18 protein-coding genes are annotated in these 15,505 nt (G+C 41.8%); all 18 read right to left on the bottom strand.

All coding sequences use genetic code 11. The features are described 5' to 3' along the window. Nucleotides 1–18: 18 nt before the first annotated feature. Nucleotides 19–825: a 5-keto-L-gluconate epimerase gene (gene iolO / locus AS005_RS05220; RefSeq protein WP_101510651.1), complete on the bottom strand. Its 807-nt coding sequence runs from the start codon at nucleotides 823–825 to the stop codon at nucleotides 19–21. 48 nt (nucleotides 826–873) lie between these two features. Further along, entirely contained in the window at nucleotides 874–1,626 is a 753-nt protein-coding gene (locus tag AS005_RS05215) for an ATP-binding cassette domain-containing protein (protein ID WP_101510650.1), read from the bottom strand. Then, nucleotides 1,623–2,600 (bottom strand): ABC transporter permease, encoded by a 978-nt coding sequence (locus tag AS005_RS05210; RefSeq protein WP_101510649.1) that lies wholly within the window; start codon nucleotides 2,598–2,600, stop codon nucleotides 1,623–1,625. The genes AS005_RS05215 and AS005_RS05210 overlap by 4 nt, the downstream gene beginning before the upstream one ends. 46 nt (nucleotides 2,601–2,646) lie before the next feature. Further along, on the bottom strand, nucleotides 2,647–3,579 hold the full coding sequence (locus AS005_RS05205) for a sugar ABC transporter substrate-binding protein (RefSeq protein WP_101510648.1): 933 nt from the start codon (nucleotides 3,577–3,579) through the stop codon (nucleotides 2,647–2,649). Between the two features lie 59 nt (nucleotides 3,580–3,638). Then, complete coding sequence (locus tag AS005_RS05200) at nucleotides 3,639–4,496, bottom strand: carbohydrate kinase (RefSeq protein ID WP_101510647.1); 858 nt, start codon at nucleotides 4,494–4,496, stop codon at nucleotides 3,639–3,641. Beyond that, nucleotides 4,493–5,497, bottom strand: a complete 1,005-nt coding sequence (iolG, locus tag AS005_RS05195) for an inositol 2-dehydrogenase (protein ID WP_101510646.1) — start codon at nucleotides 5,495–5,497, stop codon at nucleotides 4,493–4,495. The genes AS005_RS05200 and iolG overlap by 4 nt, the downstream gene beginning before the upstream one ends. Before the next feature lie 4 nt (nucleotides 5,498–5,501). Further along, a complete protein-coding gene (gene iolN / locus AS005_RS05190; RefSeq protein WP_199203852.1) occupies nucleotides 5,502–6,473 on the bottom strand; it encodes a 3-dehydro-scyllo-inosose hydrolase in 972 nt (323 codons plus the stop codon). Between the two features lie 11 nt (nucleotides 6,474–6,484). Further along, on the bottom strand, nucleotides 6,485–7,672 hold the full coding sequence (gene iolM, locus AS005_RS05185) for a scyllo-inosose 3-dehydrogenase (RefSeq protein ID WP_101510645.1): 1,188 nt from the start codon (nucleotides 7,670–7,672) through the stop codon (nucleotides 6,485–6,487). A gap of 14 nt (nucleotides 7,673–7,686) precedes the next feature. Beyond that, entirely contained in the window at nucleotides 7,687–8,781 is a 1,095-nt protein-coding gene (locus AS005_RS05180) for an ROK family transcriptional regulator (RefSeq protein ID WP_101510644.1), read from the bottom strand. A 167-nt stretch (nucleotides 8,782–8,948) separates the two neighbouring features. Then, a complete protein-coding gene (locus tag AS005_RS05175) occupies nucleotides 8,949–9,401 on the bottom strand; it encodes a DUF523 domain-containing protein (protein WP_101510643.1) in 453 nt (150 codons plus the stop codon). Next, nucleotides 9,398–10,213 (bottom strand): peptidoglycan DD-metalloendopeptidase family protein, encoded by an 816-nt coding sequence (locus tag AS005_RS05170; RefSeq protein ID WP_101511001.1) that lies wholly within the window; start codon nucleotides 10,211–10,213, stop codon nucleotides 9,398–9,400. The genes AS005_RS05175 and AS005_RS05170 overlap by 4 nt, the downstream gene beginning before the upstream one ends. Nucleotides 10,214–10,227: 14 nt before the next feature. Continuing rightward, nucleotides 10,228–11,262, bottom strand: a complete 1,035-nt coding sequence (locus tag AS005_RS05165; protein WP_101510642.1) for a chemotaxis response regulator protein-glutamate methylesterase — start codon at nucleotides 11,260–11,262, stop codon at nucleotides 10,228–10,230. Beyond that, complete coding sequence (locus AS005_RS05160) at nucleotides 11,225–11,710, bottom strand: diacylglycerol kinase family protein (protein WP_101510641.1); 486 nt, start codon at nucleotides 11,708–11,710, stop codon at nucleotides 11,225–11,227. The genes AS005_RS05165 and AS005_RS05160 overlap by 38 nt, the downstream gene beginning before the upstream one ends. Further along, complete coding sequence (locus tag AS005_RS05155; RefSeq protein ID WP_101510640.1) at nucleotides 11,691–12,293, bottom strand: 2-oxoacid:acceptor oxidoreductase family protein; 603 nt, start codon at nucleotides 12,291–12,293, stop codon at nucleotides 11,691–11,693. Before AS005_RS05155 ends, AS005_RS05160 begins: the two co-directional genes overlap by 20 nt. Continuing rightward, nucleotides 12,290–13,090 (bottom strand): 2-oxoacid:ferredoxin oxidoreductase subunit beta, encoded by an 801-nt coding sequence (locus AS005_RS05150; protein WP_101510639.1) that lies wholly within the window; start codon nucleotides 13,088–13,090, stop codon nucleotides 12,290–12,292. The genes AS005_RS05155 and AS005_RS05150 overlap by 4 nt, the downstream gene beginning before the upstream one ends. Next, nucleotides 13,087–13,596: a cytidine/deoxycytidylate deaminase family protein gene (locus AS005_RS05145; RefSeq protein WP_101510638.1), complete on the bottom strand. Its 510-nt coding sequence runs from the start codon at nucleotides 13,594–13,596 to the stop codon at nucleotides 13,087–13,089. Before AS005_RS05145 ends, AS005_RS05150 begins: the two co-directional genes overlap by 4 nt. Nucleotides 13,597–13,743: 147 nt before the next feature. Continuing rightward, entirely contained in the window at nucleotides 13,744–14,085 is a 342-nt protein-coding gene (locus tag AS005_RS05140) for a P-II family nitrogen regulator (protein WP_101510637.1), read from the bottom strand. Nucleotides 14,086–14,099: 14 nt separating this feature from the next. Beyond that, nucleotides 14,100–15,407, bottom strand: a complete 1,308-nt coding sequence (locus AS005_RS05135) for an ammonium transporter (protein ID WP_101510636.1) — start codon at nucleotides 15,405–15,407, stop codon at nucleotides 14,100–14,102. Between the last annotated feature and the right edge of the window lie 98 nt (nucleotides 15,408–15,505).

The raw sequence follows: 15,505 nt of genomic DNA, 5'->3' as shown, positions 1-15,505 counted from the left end.
AGAATTTGTTAATGGTTTTCAAGAAGACATCAATCTATTGAGTTTTTCGTAAGAAAATTGAGCTGCTTTCTCCATACCACCTGGCAACGGAAGACACTCCACAGACACATACCCATTGTAGCGTATTTCTTTCAACGTTCTAAAAATGCCCTCAAAATCTATATGACCAAATCCTGGAGCCCATCTGTTACTGTCCGCCACATGAAAATGGTAAAGCTTTTCACCAGCTTTTTTCAAACTCTCTGAGATATCTACTTCTTCTATGTTCATGTGGAAAGTATCTGCAAGTATCCCTACTCTTTCCGAGTTGATTTTCCCCAACAGTTGTAGTGCTTCATCCACGGTGTTTATGAAGTCTGTTTCGTATCTGTTAAGAGGCTCTATGACGAACTTCACATCAGTTGTGATCTTGAGAAGATATTTCATACTGTCGATAAAAATGTCCTCAACTTCTTGTCGCGATCTTCTTTCTCTCCTTCCACGGATAAGACCGATGATGACAACCGCTCCGAACATCGTTGCAACTTTCGCATGGCTTTCCACTCTTCTCAGTGCTTTCTTCCTGATCTTTTCATCAGGGTGTGTTAAAGATAAACCCTCCGCAAGATAAGCTTGACCAGTTCCAAAGGCACAAATAGGGAGTTCCAATTCTTCTGACATATTTCTAACTTCGTTCCAATCTACAGTAGAGGGATCTCTCACCGCTATTTCCACCGCTTGATATCCTATCTTTCTAGCAAGTTCCATTCCCTTTTTTAAATCTCCTTTAAAAGCTAATGCATCAAAAGCAGCATCAGAAGTACTTATCACCAAAGAAAGTTTCAACGCTCTCCCTCCCATTCCTAACGTTTGCATCTTTAAAAAGTAATAGATTTACCCGGTAACGCCTGCCGCAGCAGCTATTATGTTCATCACTTTCTCTGGAGTAACTTCCTTCTTATCGTAATCACCTATTTTTTCTCCTTTCTCCAGAAGGACTAACCTATCAGCCACTTCATAAACGTGATAAATGTTGTGCGTGATAAATATCACAGAAATCCCTCTTTTCTTCGCTTCCAAGATATGTTCAAGAACTTTCTTTGTTTCACCAACGGAAAGAGCCGCCGTTGGTTCATCCAATATGAGAAGCTTCGCACCAAAATATATAGCCCTTGCGATTGCAACTGCTTGTCTCTCTCCTCCTGAAAGGAATGCAACTGTTTCATCTGGAGACCTGATGAATATTCCCACATCTTTTAGAACCTCTCTTGCAATTTTTTTCATCTTTCCAACATCCAAAAACTTGATAGGACCTACCTTACGAGTGATTTCCCTACCAAGGAAGAAATTTCTCCAAATAGGCATCAAATTGACGAGAGCAAGGTCTTGATAAACTGTTTCTATTCCCATTCTTCTGGAATCCCAAGGAGATTTAAAAAATACTTTTTTTCCTTCAAAATATATTTCCCCTTCATCTGGTTGATAGTACCCAACGAGAATCTTTATAAGCGTTGACTTCCCCGCCCCATTATCACCTAGAAGACCGACTATTTCCTGCTTTTTCACGTAAAAATCTACCCCTTTTAACGCTTGAACCTTACCGAAACTTTTCTTTATCCCTCTCATTTCAACTATGTAGTCACTCATCCTGCCACCCTCTTCCTGATCTTCGCATTTATGATCGCTGATATAACAAGTATGACTCCTATAAATGCTCTATACCAATAAGCGGGGGCACCTGCGAGAACCAAACCACTTCTGACCATTCCTATCATGAAAGCTCCTATAAAAGTCCCTAAAATACTTCCATAGCCACCTGTGAGGAGTGACCCTCCTATTACGGCAGATGCTATGGCTTCAAGTTCCATTCCTTGCCCGAGAGTCGGATCTATTATCTTGAATCTTCCAAAGGTCGTGATACCCGCTATTCCCGCAAGAAGACCGCTTATCATGAAGTTTATAAGTTTCACTCTCTCTGTTGGTATTCCAAGAGCTTTTGCCGCTCCAAGATTGCCACCAGTAGCAAATACCCAATTTCCATAAGCGGTTCTTTCGAGAATTAATCCGAACACAAAAGCAAGAACTATAAACCAAACACCTGAATACCTAAGATCCCCCGCCAAACTTCCTCCAAAAAATTTCAGAATCTTGCTACTTTTTTCCAACATTATAGGAAATCCCCCAGTGACTGCAAGAAGAACTCCTCTCCAGAACATCATCATACCAAGAGTTGTTATGAACGATGGAATATTTGTTTTCAGTGTGACAACACCGTTCAAAAAGCCAATTCCAATACCCACAAGCAATGAAACCAAAAGAGCAAAAGCACTTGAAAAACCAGAATTCATCATAAGGGCCATCACCATAGGAACAACGGCATAAGTGGAACCAACAGAAAGATCGAATTCCCCCGAAATCATTAACATAGTTATACCTACAGCAACTATTCCTAGTTCTGATGCCATTGTGAAGGTAGAAGCAAGATTTTCTATACTTAAAAATCTTTCTGATATAAACATGAACAGGATGAAAAAGATGCATATACCAACAATTGCTCCCATTTCTTTGAGTCTGAGAATTTTCATTAAGAATCTTTCAGATTCCAATTTTCCACCTTCCATGAGTTATCCCCCCGGTTTGAAAGGGGGGGAATCCCCCCTTTTTCTATTATCTGTATCCCATCTGTACTGTCTTCTCAACTATCTCAACATTACTCTTGTCAATGATTGAAGGCCCCGTAAGAACTTTTTCGTGTGGTATTAAACCGTACTCTTTGTACAAATACAGGAAGACGATCGGCAGGTATCCCTGGAGATACTGTTGTTGGTCTATGGTAAACACAATCACTCCTTCTTTTATGGCGTTTATGATTTTCGTTGATAAGTCTATAGCACCTATCTTAACCTTTCCTGCCAATCCTTCTTCTTCTACCAGTTGTATTGCAGGATGTGCACCCAAAGGTCCCAAAGTAAAAATAGCGTCTGTGTCAGGATGCTTCATCAAGTAACTCTTCATTACTGTCAATGCTTTTGTCGGGTCCGTCGTTATATCCAATTTCTCAACGGGTATGTGTTTCTCCGATAAGACATCTATGATACCCTTGGCTCTAGCCTCTAAACCCGCGTGTCCTGGCTCGTGAATAGCAACAACTGCCCTCTTTGGAGTGAATTCTTGTAACATCCTTCTAGCAGCGTAAACACCGGCCAGGTATTCATCCATGCCGACGTAAACCAAATAAGGTATGGCCTCTTCCGGAGGTCTTGTATCGGGAACGTTTATCGCGACAACGGGTATACCCATCTTTATAGCCTTCCGTAATGGTTCATCAAGGGCAACAGGATTGGTTATAGTGACAATCAAACCATCGGGTTTTCTAGCTATCGCACTGTTCACAAGATCGATGAATTCCTTCAAGGAGTACTTTTCGGGTCCCAAATAGACAGCTTCCACTCCAAATTTTTCGGCCGCGTCCTTCATGCCTTTCATAACTACTCCCCAGAATGGATCAGCTGGACCACCGTGAGATACCAGATAGAATGTGTACTTAGGAAACGCCAGCACAACTACTACCAAGAGTATCACCAAGAGAAACTTCCTCATGACAGATCCCCCCTCAGGTAATTTATCCGGCACAGACAAGCCGGATATTTAGCGATTTCTCAGCATTGTTCATCTTTTAAAAAGGCTTCAACATCTTCTCTTTTCAAAGGTCCAGGATGTTTCATTTTCAGAGAAGTTATCTTTGCGGAAAATTTAGTAGTTTCTTCCAAGTTCATTTTTTTGAACAAATATGCCACCAAAAATGCTGCTGTACAGGTGTCTCCCCTTCCTGTTCTTCCTTCCATGGTCCACCCTTCGAAAGGTGCTTCAAAGAACATCCCGTTGAACACTATTACTCCATTTCCATGTGTAACAAGAACTAATTTCACACCATGAGAATAGACAATTTTACACGATTCTCTCAAATCATCGGTTCCTGTCAGTACTGCAGACTCTTTGGCGTCCATTTTGAAAAGATCGAAGAATCTTAAATACTCAACTCTTTTCCATTTTTTGTAAACTAACTTTCCATTTTCGGGAACTCTCAGAAAACCTTGCGCGTCTGCGGAAAGAAAATTCACCTTTTTTCTCAATATTGGTATCAGATCTTCTGGAAATTCACCAAACCAAAGAGGATTAACGTGAACAACTTCCCCAGTTACATACTCCAGATCATCTTTCGTGAACGGATCAGCCGCAGAAATGAGGAAACTCTCTCGCTTATCCGGTTCGTTGGAATATCTGTTCTCTATACTCGTTGTTTTAGGACTATCGAGAAAGATCACTTCGATACCGAAATTTTTCAAAAAGGAAAAATAAGGCACATCCTCTTTCGAACACTTGGTGACTACCTTCGATCGCACCCCAAGGAGGGAGGCGGCGATGGAACCCATTACCACCCCTCCTCCACGCATAACTTTGCGTTCCCCAGATACCACATTCACATCCTTGGAAACGTGCCCGACGAAGGTGATCACAACATCACTTCCTCTAATCTCACAGGTCTTTTTTCTTCCATAGATTTCTTTGCAGCATACCCGAGAAGAAGTGCCATCTTACCATCCTCTCCACTCACTGCAGGCGGCTTATTGTTTCTCACACTGTCCACAAATGCTTTTAACTCTTCCAGATAAGCTTCTTTGTACCTTTCAAGGAAGAAATAGAGATACCTAGAACCGCGATCACCATGTTCATCGGTGAAGACAACAGTGGATTCTCTCACGTTGTCTACAGAAATCTTTCCTCTCGTTCCGAACACTTCCAATCTCTGGTCGTAACCGTATATAGCCTTCCTTGAATTATCTATCACTCCCAAGGCTCCGCTTTTGAATCTTAGAACGACCACTGTTGTATCAACATCCCCTACCATCCCAATTTCTTTGTCTATCAAAACAGACCCTGTTGAAAAAACTTCCTCTACTTCTTCTCCCATCACATATCTTGCCATGTCAAAGTCGTGAATAGTCATGTCAAGGAAGATACCACCGGAAACCCTTATGTAATCGATCGGTGGCGGTTCTGGATCTCGACTTGTGATTCTGAGAATGTGTGGTTCACCTATCGTTCCCTTTTCAACAGCTTCTTTCACTTTTCTAAAATTCCTGTCAAAACGCCTGTTGAAACCCACGAACAAAATCACTTTGTTTTTCTTCGCTTCTTCTATCATCTTGTTCACATCTTCAAGAATCAACGAAAGAGGTTTCTCACAAAAAACATGCTTCTTTGCCTTTGCACAAGCAACGACCAAATCTGCATGAGTGTCAGTGCTAGAACAAACTAGGACAGCATCAACCTTCTGATCTTCTATGAGCTCGTAAGGATCTACATAAGCTCTCGCTACATTGAATCTTTCCGCCATCTTTTTCAGATGGTCTTCTCTAACATCGGAAATTGCGTACAACTCTACATCATCTAATTTCATAATATTTTCCGCATGGATCGTTCCTATCCTACCAAGACCGATAACACCGAGCCTCACAGTATCATCCCCAGAGATTACCCGCAGTGTAGAGATTCCTCCATCCTTCACTCAAGGGTTCTTTTGTGAGAGCTTCCAGTTCCTCCTTCGGCCTTTGTGAAAGCATTTCAGCAGGAGGTAATTTCCCTGCTGGAAACCTTTCCATGATGTCTCTCACAAGTTTTTCAAGATAATCGAGTAAAGCTTCCACTCCTTCTTTTGCTTTTTCAGCAGACGCGAGAGTAGCTTTTCCAACCACTCCTTCGGGATACGCCACCACTTCAATTGGCCCTCCACCTACATGTCCATACCAGGCAATTGGTCTGTGGAGGAGGTTACCAGCTTTATCTATGTGTCCCTCGGGAAGAAATCCTTTCGGTTCGGTATCTACCGCCCATTCTTGATGCATGAACTCTGGAAAGAGTGCTAAACTCCAGGAAGTCTCCACTTCATCTGCATGAATAAAAGGAGTTTCGTAAGGACCACCTTCGTCTTTTGTTTTGAACTTGTCCTGTATCGCGTGATACCAGTTTAAATTGATTATGATGGCGGGAACTTGGAAGATCTTGGCAAACTTGTGTATAGCAACGGGAATCACGAACTCTTGACCGTGGCCGTTGAGAAGAATCTGTTTTCTAAAACCTGTGTTCCAAAAACCCGCTATGACGCTCACCAAGTAGTCTATGAACGCTTCATCCTTGACTGGAACGGTTCCAGGCATACCAATGTGGTGATAAGGATGGTAACCGTACCAAATTGGTTCGGCCACTGTACATCCCGTCTTCAGAGCAACTTGCTCTGCCATTCGTGTAACGAGAAATGTATCTTCTCCTGTTGGAGCGTTCGGACCATGATTCTCTGTACTTCCCACAGGAATTATGATGAGATCGCACTGTTTCAGTCTTTCTTTTATCTGTTTCATCGTCATAGTTTGGTAGTAAACACCCGTTGGCCTTTCCATGTGTCCTCCTTCGGGAGGAATTTGCCATTTACCCATAATCTCTCACCTCACTCGTTCAACATGGTGACTTTCACCAAAGATTTGTCTGTTTGAAGCTTCTTTATGTACTCAGGAATCTCTTCCAATGAAACCACTTTGGAAATGATCTTTGTCATGTCCATACCGGAAGCCATCAAACTTATCACTCTTGGAAACGTACCATGACCAGAATGTCCCTGTGAACCAAATATTTGTGCTCTTCTTACTTGAAACACTTCTCCAGTCAATGGTATCTTCGCATCTGCTCTCGCCACGATCACCACTGTAGAGTTGATACCTCTAGATCTCCAAATCACTTCTTCTATCTGAGGCCAGACAATCTGTGGGACACCAGTTGCTTCTAAGAAGAGTTTTGCACCCATACCACCTGTGTAATCGAGAACTGCCTCCACAAAATCTTCTTTTGTCGGATCTATCACATAATCTGCACCGAGTTCCTTACCCAGATTTCTTCTGGGTTCCGATGGTTCGGAGAGAATCACATTCGCTGCCCCAGCATGTTTTAATATTGCTACCGCTGCGAGTCCGATAGGTCCTCCTCCAAGAATTACCACATTATCACCAGGTCTGATTCCTCCACCTCTGACAATCACAGCATTGTAAGCAACAGAAGTTGGTTCAACAAGACTTCCCGCGAGGAAGAGTTTGTCTCCTTCATACTTACCCTCAAGTTCCTTCAAACTCCAGGCATACTTTGCGTCTACTTTTATGTATTCAGCGAACGCTCCATCCACGTTGAAACCCAATTCGTTTAAATTTTCACAGTGATTTGGAAATCCCTCTGCACAGGGTCTGCAATGACCGCACCACAACATCTCTTCCGCACAAACAGGTTCTCCTATCTCAAAACGTTTGTTCGTTCTTCTGTTGATAGCTTCCGGCCCTGCTTCCACTACCACTCCGGAAAACTCGTGACCAAGTGTAACTGGAAAACCTGTGAGGCCAGGATAGAGAATGTATCCTTCTTCATCAGTCTGGGCCATGTGTACATCACTACCACAGATACCACACGCTCTTACTTTAATGATGATCTCTGTTGGTTTTTCTATCTTCGGTTCTGGAACTTCTTCCACCTTAATCTCAGGATATCTCCAAACTTTGCTGCCAAGCCAAGTGAGTTTTCCTTCGACATCCTTTGGTCCCAACTTGAATCCAGATCTTGGATCCCATTTCGCATGTAACCGTACAGCCTTCATAAGATATCCCTCCTTTACACCAATCCCAAGATGTTTTTGATAACAAAAAGAGCTCCCCCGATCGCTACCCCGTATTCTTCGATTTCACCTTTTTTAATGACAACATCTTCGAGAATGTCTTTTGGTACGGTGTTCTCCAAAACAGATTTGATTATAGGCTCAATTTTCTCGAATTGATGAAATCCTATTCCACCTTTGATGATCACCACATCTGGGTCAACCAATACAACAGCATTCGCAATGGCAACACCGAGGTGCTCTATTCCCTCTTTCAAATCCGAAAAATGTTGGTCAAACACTTCATTAGGTTCAATTTCACCAAACTTTCTCTTCAGGGAAAAACCGGAGAACCACTCCTCCAGGTGTCCGAAACCTTTCTCAGGAACTCTCTTTCTCTCCTTCACCCAATCAGTTACAATGTGTCCAAATTCCCCTGCCTTTCCCTTGGCACCTCTAAAAATCTCCCCGTTGTAGACCATCCCCGCTCCAATACCCCAACCTATGGAAATCAAGAGCACGCATTTAAACCCTTTACCAGCTCCTATTCTGCTTTCTGAAAATGCATCTAAATTCGCATTGTTTTCTATGAGAACGGGTAAACCCGTTCTACGTTCCAACTCGTGCCTCAGATCCCAGTTCATCACTCCAAAAGCAGGAAGTCGTTTCACAAAACCTTTTTCGTCAACAGTCCCTGGGATGCCTATTCCTATCCCAAGGACTTTGTCTTCCCTCAAAAAGGGATCAATAACATTCACAATTTCTTCAAAAAGATGTTCCTTGCCAATTTTTTCCGGCAAGTTTTTATGTTCTTTCCTTAAGACAGTTCCGTTTAAATCCGTAAGGATAGCATCGATTTTTGTACCTCCGATATCCACACCCACAACGTATCTGTTTCTTGGAACAAAAGAAAGCAAAATAGGTCTCCTTCCTCCTCTAGATGAGCTCTCCTTTTTTCCGGTTTCTTTAACAAACCCCAAATTTATCAGCTTGTTCACAGCCTTAGAAACAACGGGTTTACTAATTCCCAATTTCCTGCTAATGTCTATTCTTGAGATATTTTTCCTGTCTTTTAGTATTTGAAGAATTGTTCTTTCAAGTTCGTTCAACATACGACTTCTTCGTCCTCCCTGTTCGTTCGTTCTTATAAACTAACTAACTCCATTATAATCAATTTGTCAATATACAGAAAAATAAGAAAAAAAGAGGAAACAAAAGTTTCCTTGGGTTAAAATTCTATATTCAACCAAGAATTATTATTTTCTAATGAATATTATTGTTATTCAGGAATCAAATGAATTTCTCTTTCATTTAAAACTCTGATCCCGTTTTTTTCCAGAAAATAGGCGGTGACCCCCTTCCCTTCAACTAATTTCCCTAAGAAGCTCCCATCGTAGACACACTTATTTCCACAAGAAGGACTTTTTGATTTGAGGATTGCGAGATCAATCTTCAAAAGGCGGGCAATATTGAAGGTGAGTTTTGCACCCCTTACGTAATTTTCTGTTCTATCATTTCCGAACTCGTCAACAACTTTCTCTTTTCCTGTCCAACCGTGTCCACCTATGATTTCACAGCGCGGTCGTGGTGTAGGAAGACCACCCAACTGTTCAGGGCAAACGGGAATCAAGACATGCTTTTCTAAAAGAGAAATCACTTTTTCATCGATTTTTGAAACACCATCGTATCTTGTGGGTATCCCAAGAAGGCAGGCACTGACAAGGATCTTCATTCACCACCAGCACCCACCAATTCTTTTTTTAAAACCCAGATCTTACTTGGCAAGTAGTTCAGAGGATTCACAGCCTTCTCTCTCACTCTGATTTCAAAATGGAGATGAGGTCCTGTACTCAATCCCGTGCTTCCAACCCGCCCTATCAGTTGTCCTTTTTTCACGTATTGTCCTTCATAAACATCTATCTGCGATAAATGACCATACACATGTTCATAAGATGAAGATTTTATCTTCACCATAAGACCATAACCGCCGTTTACACCGGCAAATTCCACAATTCCACTTTCAGCTGCGAAAATGGGAGTCCCTGTGGGAGCGGCTATATCGATTCCAGAGTGAAAGGAATACTTCCCCGTTATCGGGTGTATCCTCCAACCGTATCCCGAAGAGATTGTTCCGTAAACCGGCCATATGAAAAACTTCTCGTCGTTGAAGGCTTTCCCAATAGCACTCTCAGGAATGAACAACTTTTGACCAACGTATATGATGTCCGATGTCAGATGATTTGCCTCTTTTATCAAAACAGGGGTCGTGAAAAATCTTTTTGCTATGATATCGAGGTTATCTCCTTTCTGTACTGTGTACATGTATCCTGGAGGCTGAGGGATAATGATAATCTGACCAACCTTAAGATTCCAAGGTGTAAGACCCGGGTTCCAATCCAAGATGAGTGAAGGTGATACACCAAAGTCAAGTGAGATACTGTACAAGGTATCGTTCTTCTGTATCTTATAATGTACTAAGAAATAGGAAGAAAGGCCATACGTAATCGAAACGAACAGCCAAAGAACAAGTAACCACCGCCTCATTTTTCCCCATCCTTTCATACGAGCTCTATCAGTTTTTCAGGTATCTTGTAAGCTGGTAGGATGTAATCTGCATATCCTTCTTCTATTACTGACTTTGGCATACCGAAAACTACACAAGTCTCCTTGGATTCCGCAATCACTTTCCCTCCATAAAATTTGACTTTGAACGCTCCCTTTGTTCCATCTTTACCCATCCCCGTCAGAATAACGGCGATTGTTTTCGATTTATAGATTTCAGCTGCTTTGTCCAAAGTGAAGTCTACGGCAGGTCTTACGTTGTTTATTTTATCAGATTTGTCCAGAAAGAAAAAAACCCTACCGTTCTGTGCCTTCAAACCAAGATGAAAATCCCCTGGGGCCACATACACATGACCTGGCTTGAGCTCTTCACCCTCTTCAGCTTCTTTTACAACCAGTTCCGAAGAACTGTTCAACCTCATAGCCAGCGATTTTGTAAAACCTGGCGGCATATGTTGAACCACAACAATGGGAGCAGGGAAATTTTTGGGAAGATTCGGTATGATCATATCCAAAGATCTAGGGCCACCTGTTGAGGAACCTATAACCACGATTTTCCCACCAACAACAGGTTTCGATATAGTCAGCCGCGAAACTTTGGGTTTAAAAATCAAAGTACGAGGATCAACGTTCATAGCCTGTCTGATCTTATTTAAAAGATCCGATGCAACCTGTCTAAAGGTCATGGAAATCGAACCATGAGGCTTTGTAACGAAATCTACGGCCCCATTCCTCAGTGCTTCTATGGTTATCTCTGCTCCTTCCTCTGTTAAACTGCTCACCATTATGACGCGAGTGGGAGACTTCTTCATAATGAGCTTCAGCGCTTCAATTCCATTCAACTTTGGCATTTCAACATCCATGGTTACGACATCTGGCTTCAATTCTATTACTTTCTCAACCGCTTCTAGACCATCTTTTGCAAAACCGATTACCTTCATGTCAGGCTGAGAATCTATAATGTCTTTCAGCACCATTCGCATGAAAGCGGAATCATCCGCCACTAGAACTTTTATTTGTTTGTCTGTCATATTTTTTATACCTCCTCATTATCAAAGAGAGCACAGGGAAGAATATCAAAACGCCAGAAACAAAAAATTTTGCTATAGATGGAGGCCATGAAAAGAGATTTTTTCCTAAGATCAATATTCCCACGACTATCGAAAACAAAGAGTACCAAAGCACTAATCCAGCCGCGATATCCTTTACCAGTCTGACAGATTCACTGTAATCTTCAAAAAAAAGATCAAGAAACTTCTCCACAACAGTATTCAGCAGTTCGGCTCCTATAACGGAAAACACAGCAAAGTAAAGCCACAACAAGTCTTTACTATCCAAAGGTAGAAACAATGAAAACATAGCTATCGCTATTCCTATGAAAAAATGTATTTTGAGATTTCTCTCTAACTTTAAAGCTTCTTCTATTCCTCTAAAAGCGTTTTTAAAAGAATTCAGAATGTTATTCGAATCCCGGCGCAAGTTTCTTCCACACCCTCTCCGTTCTTATTTTGAATTGTTTTTCAAACATGTTGTATCCAATTTCCAATGCTTTTAAATTTACTTCCCATAATGACCGACGAACATAATCTTTTAAAGCTCTTCTCAAATACTCTAATTTCGCAATGTTGCAAACCTTTGCCAACACCCCTATCATTATCATGTTTGAGACTAAAGGAGTTTTCAACTCAGATATGGCTCTTTCTGTAGCAGGAACGAAGAGTATTTTACGAGTAATCCGATTTACGAAATCTGGAACGTTTTTTACAAACGCCTTATCGAGTAGTACTACCCCGTTTATCTTAACGGATTTGTACAATTCATCCATCGCCTTTTGATGCATTATGCACTCGATATCGAAATACTCGCTTTCTGGATAATCTATTCGTTCGTCATCGAAAAGGATATCACAATAACTCACATCTCCCCTTACTTGAGCAGTGTACGATTGCGTCTGAACCACCCATTTCCCTTCGTAAACAAGAGCTTTTGCAAGAATCAACCCTGCCAAAATATTTCCCTGACCGCTAATTCCTGCTATGCGGATAGATACTGGTTCTGTCATTCCATCGCCCCTTCTCTCTTTGTCAGGCGCCTGTAAGATGTGAGAAAGTCTTCCTTTTCTATATCGCGGAAAACACCTATTTTTATTTTACCTTCTTCGACTCTTTCCAAGGAACAAGTATGACTTTTGAAATACTCCATCATTTGATAGGGTTCTGGCATTCCATTGTATCTGCCAAAGTAAGTGTGGCAATTCGTTAAAACATCTACGACAGAGATTCCTCTGTGCTTGAGTGCTTTTTTCAGAATTTCAACAAGATGGTCGTAATGGTAAACTGTGCTTCTTGCCACAAAAGTGGCTCCAGACGAAAGAGCAAGGTTCACCACATCGAGAGGTTCTTCAAAAGATCCAATAGGAGTGGTTGTTGTTTGCTGATAAAGAGGAGTTGTTGGTGAAGCTTGCCCACCTGTCATACCGTATATCATGTTGTTGAACACGATTACCGTAATATCTATGTTTCTCCTACAAGCATGAATAAAGTGATTACCACCTATTGATACGATATCTCCATCTCCACCCATGACAACTACTTCGAAATCTGGCTTTGCAAGTTTTACACCTGTCGCAAAAGGAATTGCTCTTCCATGAAGTGTGTGAAGGGTGTTGAAGTCAAGGTAACCTGTTGCTCTTGAAGAACATCCAATACCAGAGACCACTGCCAGTTTTTCCTTAGGAAGTGAAAGGGAATCAACTGCCTCTAAAAAAGCTTTTAAAATTATGCCGTTTCCACAACCCGGACACCAAACACTGGGCCACCTTCCCGGTCTGAGATAAGATACAAGTTTCCTCGTTTTCATTTCATATCACCCTTAAATTGAACACTCTCCACTCCAGTGAGTTTAAAGAAAAAATCCGTCAAAGGGTCGGGATAATCTTTCTCATAAACGACTCTCTTTATTCCAGCGTTGACAATGAGTCTTGCGCAAATAGAGCAAGGTTTATGGGTTACGTAGATAGTGGCACCGTCCACCGCTATACCAAATTTCGCTGCTTGCATTAAAGCATTTTGTTCCGCATGCAGTGCATAACACACTTCTTGATGTTCTCCAGAGTTTATACCTAGATCATCACGAACACAACCTATTTCATTACAGTGAGGAAACTTTGAAGGAGGTTGGTTGTAACCTGTGGCGAGAATTCTATGATCTTTAACGATCACTGCTCCAACTTTCCTATGGAAACACGTGGATCTCTCGCTCACCATCCTGGTTATCCGCATAAAATAGGAATCCCAAGATTCCCTGTCGTCTGGCTTTTTCCCTATTCTCAAATTGTTCAAATACTCTGTTAATCTCTCCTTCACAGGATCACCCTTAGTGATTGTATCATAATAAAACTAAGGGGGTTTACTTCCCTCGTTCTTTGTAGTATAATCATTATCCCCGACCCCTGCCAGGTGAGAGGGACGGAGAAGAAAAGAGGGAGGAGAAACCTCCTCCCGAAAAAGAAATCATCCTATGGCCTCCCGTCCCCTCTCTCCTGTCCTTACCCTTACGCAATCCAGAAGATCCAAAACAAAAATCTTCCCATCTCCTATTTTTCCTGTCCTCGCACCTTTCTGTATCGCGTCTATTGTTGGTTCCACAAATTCTTCATTCACGGCAATCAATAACATCACTTTTTTTAACAAATTTACCTCTTCTATTTCTCCCCTATATGTCTCGGTGTAACCCTTTTGTTGACCACATCCCAGAACGTTCATAACAGTCATTTTATAAATTTGGGCATCGAAAAGTGCTTTTTTTACATTCGGAAGTTTATGAGGTTGTATAACTGCTATTATCAACTTCATTTTCTATCACCTCCTCATCTTGTTGTAAATATCTCGAAGTCTGCATACCCTTCCATGCCGTGCTCATCGATGTCAAGACCTTTTAGTTCAGTGTCTCTATCAACTCTCAAGCCTATCGTTTTTTTGATCATCCAGAAAACGAGAAAGCTTGTTACAACCGTCCAAACAAAAACACTAGCAACTCCCATCAATTGAACCACAAGCAAATGGATTCCTCCTCCAAAGAAAAAACCATTAATATCCCCTATCCCACTTGCTTGAGCATACTTGCTTTGTACAAACAATCCTACAGCGATCGTACCCCACGCTCCGTTGATACCATGGACCGATATGGCACCAACAGGATCATCGATTTTCAAAACCTTATCAAAGAATTCTACAGCAAAAACAACGAGGATTCCGCCGATCGCTCCTACAATGATAGAACTCACTGGGGAGATAACAGCACACGGGGCGGTAACAGCAACAAGTCCGGCAAGAGCCCCATTCATAGTCATGCTTGCATCAGGCTTTCCAAATCGCAACCATACAGTCATCATAGCAGTAATTGCACCGGCTGCGGCAGCAAGATTGGTGTTCAGGATTATCATACCTATCGCTGCATTCGTTCCCGCAAGAGTGCTTCCTCCGTTGAACCCAAACCATCCAAACCAGAGAATGAAAGTCCCAAGTGCAGCAAGTGGAATGTTATGTCCAGGAATGGGTCTAGGATTACCTCGACTGTCATATTTCCCAAACCTGGGACCTAGGAGGGCTGCTCCTATCATAGCGGCCCATCCTCCAACAGAGTGCACAACAGTAGAACCCGCAAAATCAATAAAACCTTTTTGAGCAAGCCATCCCCCTCCCCAAATCCATTTCCCGACGACTGCATAGATGAAACCTGTGACGAAACCTGTATAAAATAGGTATGCACTGAATTTTGTACGCTCTGCCATGGCTCCAGATACGATAGTTGCAGCAGTCCCTGCAAACGCCATTTGAAACATCCATACTGCGAATTCCCATAGTCCTTCTTTTGTTGAGGGATCGAAAGAAAGCGGATGTTTTCCAAACATTATCCAATATCCAAAGAGGAAGTAGACTATGGAGCCTACAGAAAAATCCATGAGATTTTTCATGATGACATTGACCGTGTTTTTTGCACGTGTGAAACCAGATTCAACCATGGCAAAGCCTGCTTGCATAAAGAAAACTAAGCCAGCAGAAAGAAGAATCCATACCATGTCTAGAGCTTTTTCTATGTCTACACTTTTACTTTGACCAAACCCTAAAGAAATCATAAAAAGAATAGAAAATAACAAGAACACCTTCTTTCGCATAAAAACACCTCCTTTATAAGTTTGTATGAACAAAGTTTATCAACAATAAAAATACAACACTATGGAGTTCTTCCTTTTAAGGGCACGAACCCCATATT

Source organism: Thermotoga sp. KOL6 (genome assembly GCF_002866025.1).
Lineage (GTDB): Bacteria > Thermotogota > Thermotogae > Thermotogales > Thermotogaceae > Thermotoga.
This window is presented reverse-complemented; position numbering and strand designations above follow the sequence as displayed.

What these genes read in the sequence shown, in the direction of transcription:
- AS005_RS05155 (WP_101510640.1), bottom strand. Translation starts at nt 12,293, where the DNA reads ATGACAGAACCAGTATCTATCCGCATAGCAGGAATTAGCGGTCAGGGA.
- AS005_RS05180 (WP_101510644.1), bottom strand. Translation starts at nt 8,781, where the DNA reads ATGTTGAACGAACTTGAAAGAACAATTCTTCAAATACTAAAAGACAGG.
- AS005_RS05175 (WP_101510643.1), bottom strand. Translation starts at nt 9,401, where the DNA reads ATGAAGATCCTTGTCAGTGCCTGCCTTCTTGGGATACCCACAAGATAC.
- AS005_RS05165 (WP_101510642.1), bottom strand. Translation starts at nt 11,262, where the DNA reads ATGACAGACAAACAAATAAAAGTTCTAGTGGCGGATGATTCCGCTTTC.
- AS005_RS05205 (WP_101510648.1), bottom strand. Translation starts at nt 3,579, where the DNA reads ATGAGGAAGTTTCTCTTGGTGATACTCTTGGTAGTAGTTGTGCTGGCG.
- iolM (WP_101510645.1), bottom strand. Translation starts at nt 7,672, where the DNA reads ATGAAGGCTGTACGGTTACATGCGAAATGGGATCCAAGATCTGGATTC.
- AS005_RS05135 (WP_101510636.1), bottom strand. Translation starts at nt 15,407, where the DNA reads ATGCGAAAGAAGGTGTTCTTGTTATTTTCTATTCTTTTTATGATTTCT.
- AS005_RS05140 (WP_101510637.1), bottom strand. Translation starts at nt 14,085, where the DNA reads ATGAAGTTGATAATAGCAGTTATACAACCTCATAAACTTCCGAATGTA.
- AS005_RS05215 (WP_101510650.1), bottom strand. Translation starts at nt 1,626, where the DNA reads ATGAGTGACTACATAGTTGAAATGAGAGGGATAAAGAAAAGTTTCGGT.
- iolN (WP_199203852.1), bottom strand. Translation starts at nt 6,473, where the DNA reads ATGGGTAAATGGCAAATTCCTCCCGAAGGAGGACACATGGAAAGGCCA.
- AS005_RS05150 (WP_101510639.1), bottom strand. Translation starts at nt 13,090, where the DNA reads ATGAAAACGAGGAAACTTGTATCTTATCTCAGACCGGGAAGGTGGCCC.
- AS005_RS05210 (WP_101510649.1), bottom strand. Translation starts at nt 2,600, where the DNA reads ATGGAAGGTGGAAAATTGGAATCTGAAAGATTCTTAATGAAAATTCTC.
- AS005_RS05170 (WP_101511001.1), bottom strand. Translation starts at nt 10,213, where the DNA reads ATGAGGCGGTGGTTACTTGTTCTTTGGCTGTTCGTTTCGATTACGTAT.